Origin of the sequence: Pseudomonas sp. EA_5y_Pfl2_R50 (assembly GCF_963970475.1) — a bacterium.
Taxonomy (GTDB): Bacteria; Pseudomonadota; Gammaproteobacteria; order Pseudomonadales; family Pseudomonadaceae; genus Aquipseudomonas.
Genome location: NZ_CAXAPT010000005.1, coordinates 383,954 through 394,014, shown reverse-complemented (window position 1 = coordinate 394,014; position 10,061 = coordinate 383,954). Strand labels below are relative to the sequence as shown.

Below are 10,061 nucleotides of genomic sequence, written 5' to 3'. Positions count from 1 at the left end.
ATGGTGCCCTTGTGCTTGTGGATGTAAAACGACGCCTTGATTGCCGCGCGCTTGGTGGCCTCGGTCCACCGGTAATCCCAGCGATCCACTGACCACGCCCACGCCAGATGCGGCAGCAGATGCACCGGACAGGTGTCGGGGTTGTAGAGGTCGCGCAGCGGGACAATCGTCTTTTCGAAAAACGCGGCCTCCATGGCCCGTTCCAGTTGCGTGCTGTTGAGCGGCAGTAGACTTTTCATATCAGCCCGCCAGCCTCACGTTGTAGCGCGTGCAGAACGCCGCCTGAGCCTTGGTCGGGGCCAAATCCTGCCACCCAACCAACTCAACCCGGGCAACGCCGGCAACGTGCAACTGAGCGTCAACAGCGGAGCGTGCGACCTCGACGCCCAGCCGCTTGCGTGGATTGATCCAGCCGGCCAATCGCCTTTTCGCTTCGGCCAAACTGGCGTCCACTTCCGGGCCGGCGCCGGTCATATGCAAGATGGCGTCAATCTCGTAGCGGATCACCTGCGCACTCTGCACGGTCACCCGATCACCGACCGGGCGCACGTCATCGTCATTCAACGCAGCGGCCACCGTCGCCAGCAGATCCGGCGACGCTTCGCCTTCCCCGTCCAGCCCCAGCACCGTTACCGTAACGTAACAAGGCTCCGGGCTTTCAGCCGTGGCATCCGCCACCAGCCCCGAGGCGTTACGCGCGTGCAGGATGTAGCTGTTACGCGGGCCGGCCGTGGTCAAGCCCTCATAGGCCAACTGGATGCGTTCGCGAAACGGGTCGTCTTCTTCCATGACCTTGGGCACCGGCGGCACCGCCAGCAGATCCTCGGCCTGGATAACCAGGCGCTTCAGATTGACGTTAGCCCCCAACTGATCGAGGTCACCGCGAATGGCGTGCGCGAGCAGTAGCGCCTTGCCGGCGTCATTGACCCGGGCGCGGTTGCCGACCTTGATATAAGCCCCGACCTCAAGCGTCTTGACCACTGGATCGCTTTCCAGCGCGGCCGTCCAGTTGCCACCCATGTACCCGCGAAACACGCCTAACCCGTTCTGATAAACCTCTTCGAAGTCCAGAGGCTCCAACACGGTAGGTGCCGGCAACGACGACAGATCAACGGTACTCATGCGGCCACCTCCAACGTGACGCTGTCGCCCAGGTACTTCCCGACTATTTGCAGATTGATTTGCCCGCCAATGACGGAAATAACGCGCACCTGATCCAGCTTCAAACGCGGCTCCCAGCGCCCTAGAGCGCGGGCGACTTCAGCCTGTACGGCGCTTTTCCAGCCCTCGTTAACGGGCAAATCGACAAACCGGCGCAGCTTGCTGCCGTACTCCATACGGTGCCGGCGACTGCCCAGCGGCGTGCCCAAGATGTCTGCGATGGATTGGCGCAAGTGCTCGATGCCGGAAATGGGCTGGCCGGTGTGGCGATCCATTCCGATCATCGATGTCACTCCTTTAACGGCTCGTATTCTTCGCTGGCTTTCAGGAACTTGACCGCTTCGATGTCGGAGGCCGGCACCTCGACCGTCGCCTTCTCGACAGGATAGGAACGGTCAGTACCGGGCACGATCACCAGTCGCGACGTGTAGAGCTTGTCGCGGAATTTCAAGAACTCCGGCGATGAGAACATTGAGGATGCAATTACTGGCTCAGAGGACGCTTGCACCTCAGTGACGTTCGTATCGATCTTGGCCATGTGTTTCTCCAGGCATGAAAAAGCCCGCACTGGGCGGGCTGGATAAATGTTTGGGTTAATGCTTGTGGTGGTTGTCGCTGTTGCCGGCGGCCATGATGTTGCCAGCGCCGTCAATGTTGCCCGTTACGGATAACGGGCCGTCGATATTGACAGGCCCTTTGATATTCACGGTCGCTTCAAGATCGATCATTCCCGACTTCACCGTTACCGCGTTATCCGTAACGACGACGTCCGTGCCGCCGACCTTGATCGCCACCGTGCCACTCGGCAGGGTGATGGTGTAAGACTTCGCCTGCCAGTCGTAGATCAGCGAGCCGCCATCATCGAAACGCCAGACCTCGACGTGGTCGCGGTTGTCCGGCGGCGGTCCGGCATTCCCATACAGGCCCGGGACAAACGTGCCTTGTGACACGTCACCGCTGGGACTGATCAAACTGCCCTGCTCGCCCAAAGACGGCGCCCGCCAGTGCCTGGCCTTGCCGGCGGCGATGCTGTGCCACCGCACCCAGGCGCTGACCCATTCACTGCCATCCGACACGCGACATACCGGCGGCGAAGCGGACAGATCCACCGCGACCACGTAGCAAGCCTTTACCGCACCCGCGATCATGCGGTCATGCTGGGCGCTCGCGTAACTCACGGGAGATCCTCCGGCCTGAATTGCCCGTCACCCGGATCGACTTCCAACACCAACGACCCCGGCGGCTCGTCCGGCCACGGCCATTCCTCAAGGCCGAGATAAACCTGCTGAGTCCACTCCACCAGCCACACCGTGTATCCATCCAGGTGCGGCTGGGTCCAGTCCTGCAGCGATTGCACAAACTCGGCGGGTTCAACTGCCAACCCCCACGTCTGCGAACGCAGCAGCACCGCCAACTGCGTCGCCAATTGCACGGCCTGTTGATGATGGTGCGCCTTGATCGGGTCAACAATGATCCGAGCCTCGAACTTGCACACCAGCGAGGTTTCACCGGTGCCGATATCTTTACCCGGCTCTATCTCGGCCACCTCCAGAAACACCGCTGGCAGCAACACGCGATCCTTAATGTCTGGCCAGGCTGTGACGGTTTGCACGCCAGGCAAGTGGGTACGCAGATGCTGTTCTACCGCCCGATAAAACTGGTCCAGGCTGAACGGTTCTTCAGACATTGCCGATCCTCTTAAGGTATTTCTGCAGCTCAAAGTTGAGTTCTTGTTTGAGAATCTCCAGCAGACGCTCATCTGCCTTTTTGACCCAGCTGTCGAAATGCGGCCGGGCTTGCTCCAGCGACACCTTGGCTTTGGCCAGCGGGAAACGACTACCGTTTTCGGCGACCCAACCCGAACTCGGCCCGCGACCGGGGGACACCGTGCTGTCCGGGTAGTCGTCCCCGTTGAAATGCTTGGAGGCTGTGCGGATCCAGATGTCGGGTTTGTTGCCGTAGACCTTCTTGAGAAAGGCACCTTCATAACGCCGCCCCGCCACCGACACACCGCTCCCGGTCTGCCGCGCCCGGCCGATCCGGCTGGATTCGATGGAGTTCAAACCGAACCACAGTTTGCCGCTCGCGGCACCGCCGGAAACCGGATAGCTGCGCAACCGCTGACGCACCGCTGCAACAGCAATGCGCTCTGACCGACTGACGGCTCGGGCAATGTGCGTGCGCAACCAGCCCAACGTCTTGTTGATCGCGCGCCGATGCGCCGCAGCAGCCGCTTTCGGCACCACCTTGGCAAAGTCTTGGAACGCCTGAAAATCTGCGGCCGAGGACTGGATAGAGATCATCCCGCCCCCGGCCGAGGGTTTGAAATAGCTGCCGACGCTCATGGCCGCAACCTCAGAATCAGCGCGACCAGACCGTCACCGCTCGGCTCGAGCTGGATCAGATCGTAGTCACCGCCACCGTCCAAGGCAGGTAAGTCAACGCTGACCAGCATGCCCTGCTCCAGACCTTGCGAATCGCTGACGCGGATCTCGAAGCGCGGCTCGCGCAATCCGGTATTGAGCTTGCCGAACTTGGGTTGCAGCCACGGCGCGGCAAACATGCCGAACACTGGTTCTTCGCGACCCTCGATCCGTGCGGTATCGCCCAAGGTTTCGAACACCACCGCATCGACCTCGGCGATCAGATCGCGAAAGCCCATGGTCAGAGTTCCAGCGTGATCTGGGCTCGCGGTCGAGTGCATAGGTGCAGCGGGTTGGACTGCGCCTCACCGGCCATGCCCTTGCCGAACTGCATCGGCTCGATTTTGCTGTAGTAGGGAATGCCCTGCGTGTTGACCGTTTCCATGTAGTCGGCCGGCGCAAACGCCGAGATGTACAAATCGGGCACGCCTTCCGGCACCAGCAACGCCTTATCGTCATGGACGAAGGAAACGCCGGCGACCTTGCCACGGTAACGCTCCCAGATGATGCCGCCGAATTCGAAACTTTCCCGGGCGTCACCACGCAGCGCTGCCGCTTGCTGACTGTTGAGGTAGGTCTCTTTGACCGACTTGTGAACAATCAGCTTGTTCCAGAAGTTCTTGCCGCAGAAAGCGCGCGAACTGGTACTGGTCACGCTGCCCAGCGCATCCTCCTGCATGTCCAGCGCTTCGCCGCACTTGACCCGCAGCTCGGTACCGGCATCAGCCAGCCCCATGGACATCTTCTGACGCTGCACACCGAAGGACGCATAGATGTCCAACAGCGGGGTTTGGCCATCGGCATCAAGGATCAGGCCGTTGAGAGCGCCCATTCGCTGGAACTCATGCGTGGCGTCCAACTGGCGACGCGCCTTGGCTAGGCGAGTATTGACCACATCCTGCACCGCCTGCAGTTCGGTACGAGTGCCGAAGGCACGAATGCCCTGAATCTCATCCGCCTTGATGGTGAAGCGCTCCGGCAGATGCACAGTGTTGAACGGGATTAAAGTGCGCTTGCTGGCAGCAACCACCAGACCGGAACCACCGCGCTCACCGGCCGGCACCAGTGCCAGAGTGTCACCGTCCTTTTCAATCTGCACGGTCAGGGTTGTAATGCCTTCCTCGCGGAACAGGCCCAAGGCGCTGATACGCCCCGGCAGGTAGGGTTGATCATTGAGTGCAGCGGTCAGCGAGGTAACGGTAAACGCGTCGTCTTCAAAAATGGCGATATCGGCCATGGGTACTCTCCAGAAACGAAAAATCCCGCACGCGGCGGGATGCATATGAAAGAAGGAAGCGTCTTAGCGGACGATCACCGAATGTGCGGCCAGGGCTTTCTCGGCAGCCAGATCGAGGCCGGTCAAATGCGCTTCGCTGACCTCGGCCAACCGCACCACGGCGCGGCCGCGACGCACCACATCGGATTCGCCAAGCGGGCCGTAGAGAATGGCGACGGCGTTTTCGGTGCCGTCCTCAGCCGTCGGTTCGTAGGGGGCGAATTCACCGGAGGCGGTCACCAGCCCGAGGATTTGTCCCGGCCACAACGCTGGACCGGCGGCGACGTTGATCGCTTCACGCGAAATAGTGCCGGCGCCTTCAGACAGCAGAAATTCACCTGCGTGCATCGGTTCCTGTTTGATGGTCATGCTCATGCTCCTTTCGCGCCGCGCGCGGTTCCAGTTTGAGCCGCTTGGCGGGCAGCCCAAATCGAGTTGGGGTCAGGTTGTTTGGCCAGCACCTTGGGTGCCGGATCGTCCGCCAGCGGCAGACTGTTGTCGATTTCAAAGCCCTTACCGCTGGTGACAATCTTGTCGAACAGACGCGCCCGCACCGCCGGCGCATCCAGACCTGCCGCGACATACTCGGCGCTGAATTCAGGCAGCCGCGCGGCCACGCAGAGGTCGTTAATCGCCTTGGCGCGTGCCAGACCCGCCAAAACGATCTCTTCACTTTCAAGCTGGGTGGACTTGAGCAGCGGCTCGATCAGGTTGCTGATACCCGCCGCCGTGCAGCGCTGAGTGACCATCAATGCCAACTTGGCCGAGTCTACGACGGGCGGCACCAGCGGAGGATCGACAGGATCAAGATCCGGATCCGGCTCGGGAGCCTCGTCGAGCTGGGCCAGCAAATCAGCCGGTGCGTTCTGGAATCGTTGCAGCACCGCGCCTTGACCGAGACAGGCTTTGACCTTGACGCCGTCGCCCACCTCATCGGCCAGTCCCAATGCCACCGCTTCGTTGGCGGTCAGCCAGGTTTCAGCCGCCACCAAACGCCGCAGTTCCACCTCATCAATGTCGGGCGCTTTGGCCTTGTACGCCGCAATGATCGCTTCCATGGTCTGGTCGAGAACGTCGGCCACCTTGCGGAAGTCCTCCGCATCACCGGAGGCGTAAGTCCATGGGTTATGGATCATCAACATCGCGTTGGAAGCGATGACCACACGGTGGGCACCGCACACAGCCACACTGGCGGCGCTCGCTGCCAGTGCATCGATCCGGCCGGTGCAGCGCTCGCCAAGCCGCGACAGCGCGTTGTGCATGGCCAGACCGTCGAACAGGTCACCGCCGATACTGTTGAACGCGGCGACCACCGGTGACACACCATCATCCATGGCGCGCAGATCCTGCACGAACTGATTAGCAGTGATACCCCACGCGCCGATCTCGCCATAGACGAAGACCTCGATCACTCGCTCGGTGGCCTCGCCGCTGGCATGAACGGCGTACCAGGTCTTGTCCTTGACCTCGACGCGTTTGCCGGCGCGGTTGTAAATACGCGGTTTCGCGCTCTTGCTCATGGTTGCTCCTTGTCGTCGGTGTCTTCGACGGCATCAAGGGTGTTGTAGTTGAGGCCAAGCAATGCGGCCCGCTTCAGATCGGCGGCGTTTTCCAGATCGACCGTTTCGGCGTCGTAGCCGGTACGCAAGACCATCTCGCTGCGCGACGAAAAACCGGCTCTCACCTCCATCGCTCTTGCCTGTACATCTTGAACCGGCTGGATATAGGCCCAGCCTTGCGGTACCCAGCGAGTGCGCAGGTATTGGCGGCGCTTCTGTGCGTAATCGTCCAGCACCAGAACACCCGACAGCACCGCCATATCCATCCACGCGGCCCGCACCGGGCGGCAAAGTTGATGGACGTACACGCTGAATTGCAGTTGTTCCAGGCGGCGCCGAAACTCGTTGAGCACCACCCGTAATGCTCGGTCGTTTATTCCGCGCATGTCGCCGGTAAGGATCTCGTAAGGCGTACCGCTACCCGCCGCTGCAGCCATCAACTGCTGACGCATGAAGTCCGGGTAGTTGTTGCCCGCGTCCGGCGGCTTGGAAAATTCCACCTCTTCGCCCGGACCGAGTTCCTGCATGGTGCCGGGTTCGAGCGCGACCATCGGCGTAAAACCATCGCGATCCGTAACCAGCGGCGCACCGGTAACCGGGTCGCGCGGCATGGGTCCCGATTCCGGCGGGGGGCGAGTGATGAAGCCGGCAAACAGGTTGGCCACCTCCTGACGGAACAGCACCGCGTCGTCGTAGTTGTCCAAACTGCGTAGCCGTTTCAGAACCGGCGACAAGCGCGGCACACCGCGCAACTGGCCAGGTTCGACCGGTTCGAAGATGTGCAGCACCTGCGTGGCCGGGACGCGCACTAGCTGGTTGTAGCCGGCGTTCAACGAGGCCGCATCACGCGGGTGCGACAGGTACATCCAATACGCTACCCGCTTGCCGCCGGGCGTGAACTCGATGCCGGCTCGGATGATGTTGCCGTTCTTGGTGCTCTCGAATTTGTCGTGCGGCACGAACTCCGGCGCCAGGATCTGCAACTGCAGCGGAACCGCCAAACCTTCGTCCCGACTGCGAGGACGCAACCGAACGAAGCATTCGCCCGATGTTTCCACCGTGCGCGCCACTAGCGCCTGCTGGCCGTAAAAGTCGGTGTGGTCATCCGCATCAGACTCATCGACCCAATCGCTCCACAGTTCCTGCAGCAGCTTGCGCAGGGCATCATCATCGGTCGCGGGCCGAGGGGTGATGCCGGTGCCGATCAGGTTGCTGACGCGCTTGTCGATGACGTTGAAGGCATACGGGTCATTGCGAACCGCCGCCCGGGAGCGCGACCGCAAATTGCGCAGTGCCGGGGTGTTGATGCTGTTGATCCCGTTGTCGGGAGCGTCCCAGCCAGTGGATCGGCGGCCCTCACCAGCGCCTTCGTAACTGGCTTTGATGTTGGACGGCAGCACAAAGCCGTTACGGGTCAACGTCGGAAAATGTCGGGCCATTAAAGTCCCCTGCCCCCGTGATAAAGGCGAACCACGCGCGAACGTGGCCCGGCGGCGCTGGCCAGCGACGAGCGTATTTCTTCGCGCGCCTTCAGCAGTTCATCGACCGTGCGGTATTCCACGGTACGGTCGGTGTAGCGCACAATTTTTTCACCGCGAGCAATGGCCGCCTCAACCGCGTCGAGGTGCTTTTTCGTAAATGACATATCAGCGTCTCTTCAGGTAGCCACTGGTGGAACTGCGGCGTTGTGGGGGAGCGGCTGCCGGACGTGATTTCACGGCTGGTTGCGGCGCCTGTGGTGCGGCCGGTGTTACGACTGGCCGGCTGAGCCGTTCGCTCTGAACGGGCTGGCTGTTATCGCCCGAAACCGACTGGTAGATCGCCTGCCGAATCCGTGCCCAATCGTGCTCTTGGTAGCGATTGATGCCGAGGTAATGGGCCATGGCCAGGTTGTAAACCAACAGGTCGAGCGCTTCGTTGCGCTCGGCCTTGCCCTTGGTCCATTCGATGCGTTTATGCCCCCTGACGTAACGGGTGACTTTGCGCTCAGCCACACACTGGGCGAAAAAGTCATCCGGCAGGTCGTTGGCAAAGTGCAGCGCTCCCGGGCCGGTGTCGAATGCATAGCGGTTGTAGATCCAGTCCTTCGCCGTGTCGGTACCGACAATCCAAAGCTCGGCGCCATGCCGTTCAGTCAGGCCCTTCCATGTCACGTCGACCATCGAAGGTCGCTGCGCGATCACCGGCCGGCCCCGCTTGCTCGCCCCCTTGATGGCGAACACGCTGCGCCAGCGGCGCATACGACAGAACTGATAGACCTCATCCGTATGGTTACCACCGGAGTCGACCGCAGTAGCCATGATCATCAGCTCAGCACCACAAGGGTGTCGGTAACGGGCCTTGAGTAACCCGTCCAGCGCCGCCCAGGTGCGCTCATCGGCGGGGTCGCCGGAGATCACTTGAAAGTCGACCACCCAGCGCTCCATGCCAGCGCCCCAACCCATCACCATCAGTTCCAGGCGGTTGGCTTGGGTGTCAACAGAAGCGGTCAGCATCAACACGCCGTCGGGCATTGAGCCAAGCCCGTAGTTTTCCAGCCGCGCTCGATCCCTCAGCACATCGGCCGAGGTTTGCTCCTGAGCGCTATCCCAGACCTTGGCCAGACGAGTGTTATAAAACACCTGCATCGGCTCCAGATCGCCTTTGGCCTGAGCCTTTTTAGCTTTCTCGAATTGCTTGGCCAACGAGGCCCAACCGGTCCAGCCGGGCGGCGAGTACAGCGCATTCAAGTTGAAACCAATGGTTTCGCCATCGCCTTGGGTGTGTGCTCGCCACTCCCCTTTCGCCAGCATCTCGCCCTTATAGCGCTCCTCGATCAGTACGTCGCAGTCGGGGCCGGCGCACTGGTAATGCACAACCTGAAAATCCGCCGAGTAATGCAAACGCTCCCACTCCAGAACCTGCATGTGTTCGCAGGTTGGGCACGGCACGTAGTAGTAACGCTGATCGCTGACCTCAAACAGATCAGCGATCCGTGACGCCCCCCTGACCGTCGGCGAACTAGAAAAATAAAATTTGGCGTTACGGCCGAAAGTACTGCCGCGAGTCTCGGCCAGTTCGACCGGGTCGCCCTCTTCGCCCACGTCCACACTCCAGCGATCAACCTCGTCGCCATAAATGTAGCGCGCGGAAAGCTCCGCCAGGTTGGCCGCAGAACCGGCCGTGGTGATGTACAGCGAACCACCCTCGAACTCCTTTGTGTCCATGGTGTTGCGCGCATCTCGCGAGCGGTTAGACGCCACGCGCTCACGCAGAACCGGCGTGGCTTTGATGGTTTTACTAATCCGCGACGATACCCGCTTGGCCAACCCCAGACTGGGCAACAACGTGAGGATGTTGGACGGGGCCATATGGATCAGGCCGCCGATCCAGTTCAAGGCAATCTGCGTTTTCATCAACTGCGAAGCCACCATGGTCACCACCCGCTTGCACGGGTGGGCTGGTGACAGACAGCGCATCGGCTCACGCGCATAAGGGGTACGCGAAGTGTGGTATTGACCAGGCTCGGCCGCACCCGTGTCGCGCGGGATGCGCATGTACTCGTCGGCCCACTGATCAATCCAGACATCCGGCTCTGGTCGCTGCCCACGGAAATACGCTTCGCGGTACACCGTCGCACCGTTCGACATTTCTAAGGACATA

At 61.2% G+C, this 10,061-nt stretch carries 14 protein-coding genes; all 14 read right to left on the bottom strand.

Translation table 11 applies throughout. The features are described 5' to 3' along the window. A partial coding sequence (locus AACY19_RS11715) for a phage tail protein I (protein ID WP_339450383.1) occupies positions 1 to 239 on the bottom strand: 239 nt, incomplete at its 3' end. Position 240: 1 nt separating this feature from the next. Beyond that, complete coding sequence (locus tag AACY19_RS11710) at positions 241 to 1,122, bottom strand: baseplate assembly protein (RefSeq protein WP_339450382.1); 882 nt, start codon at positions 1,120 to 1,122, stop codon at positions 241 to 243. Further along, positions 1,119 to 1,445, bottom strand: coding sequence for a GPW/gp25 family protein (locus AACY19_RS11705; RefSeq protein ID WP_339450381.1), 327 nt, complete (start codon positions 1,443 to 1,445; stop codon positions 1,119 to 1,121). Before AACY19_RS11705 ends, AACY19_RS11710 begins: the two co-directional genes overlap by 4 nt. Positions 1,446 to 1,450: 5 nt before the next feature. Beyond that, complete coding sequence (locus AACY19_RS11700; RefSeq protein WP_339450380.1) at positions 1,451 to 1,699, bottom strand: hypothetical protein; 249 nt, start codon at positions 1,697 to 1,699, stop codon at positions 1,451 to 1,453. 55 nt (positions 1,700 to 1,754) lie between these two features. After that, the gene (locus AACY19_RS11695) at positions 1,755 to 2,339 is read right to left on the bottom strand and encodes a phage baseplate assembly protein V (RefSeq protein WP_339450379.1); all 585 of its coding nucleotides are present in this window, start codon (positions 2,337 to 2,339) and stop codon (positions 1,755 to 1,757) included. Further along, entirely contained in the window at positions 2,336 to 2,848 is a 513-nt protein-coding gene (locus AACY19_RS11690) for a hypothetical protein (protein WP_273898289.1), read from the bottom strand. The genes AACY19_RS11695 and AACY19_RS11690 overlap by 4 nt, the downstream gene beginning before the upstream one ends. Then, positions 2,841 to 3,506, bottom strand: a complete 666-nt coding sequence (locus tag AACY19_RS11685; protein ID WP_141128056.1) for a hypothetical protein — start codon at positions 3,504 to 3,506, stop codon at positions 2,841 to 2,843. The genes AACY19_RS11690 and AACY19_RS11685 overlap by 8 nt, the downstream gene beginning before the upstream one ends. Beyond that, positions 3,503 to 3,823 carry a head-tail joining protein gene (locus AACY19_RS11680; protein ID WP_186622938.1) on the bottom strand — a complete coding sequence of 107 codons (321 nt, stop codon included), beginning with the start codon at positions 3,821 to 3,823 and terminating at the stop codon, positions 3,503 to 3,505. Before AACY19_RS11680 ends, AACY19_RS11685 begins: the two co-directional genes overlap by 4 nt. A gap of 2 nt (positions 3,824 to 3,825) precedes the next feature. Then, positions 3,826 to 4,821 (bottom strand): major capsid protein, encoded by a 996-nt coding sequence (locus AACY19_RS11675; RefSeq protein ID WP_339450378.1) that lies wholly within the window; start codon positions 4,819 to 4,821, stop codon positions 3,826 to 3,828. A 63-nt stretch (positions 4,822 to 4,884) separates the two neighbouring features. Then, complete coding sequence (locus AACY19_RS11670) at positions 4,885 to 5,229, bottom strand: head decoration protein (RefSeq protein WP_339450377.1); 345 nt, start codon at positions 5,227 to 5,229, stop codon at positions 4,885 to 4,887. Positions 5,230 to 5,231: 2 nt separating this feature from the next. Continuing rightward, positions 5,232 to 6,380 carry a head maturation protease, ClpP-related gene (locus AACY19_RS11665; RefSeq protein ID WP_339450376.1) on the bottom strand — a complete coding sequence of 383 codons (1,149 nt, stop codon included), beginning with the start codon at positions 6,378 to 6,380 and terminating at the stop codon, positions 5,232 to 5,234. After that, complete coding sequence (locus AACY19_RS11660; protein ID WP_339450375.1) at positions 6,377 to 7,858, bottom strand: phage portal protein; 1,482 nt, start codon at positions 7,856 to 7,858, stop codon at positions 6,377 to 6,379. The genes AACY19_RS11665 and AACY19_RS11660 overlap by 4 nt, the downstream gene beginning before the upstream one ends. Next, entirely contained in the window at positions 7,858 to 8,064 is a 207-nt protein-coding gene (locus tag AACY19_RS11655; RefSeq protein ID WP_339450374.1) for a phage head-tail joining protein, read from the bottom strand. Before AACY19_RS11655 ends, AACY19_RS11660 begins: the two co-directional genes overlap by 1 nt. Position 8,065: 1 nt before the next feature. Next, a complete protein-coding gene (locus AACY19_RS11650; protein WP_339450373.1) occupies positions 8,066 to 10,060 on the bottom strand; it encodes a phage terminase large subunit family protein in 1,995 nt (664 codons plus the stop codon). Between the last annotated feature and the right edge of the window lies 1 nt (position 10,061).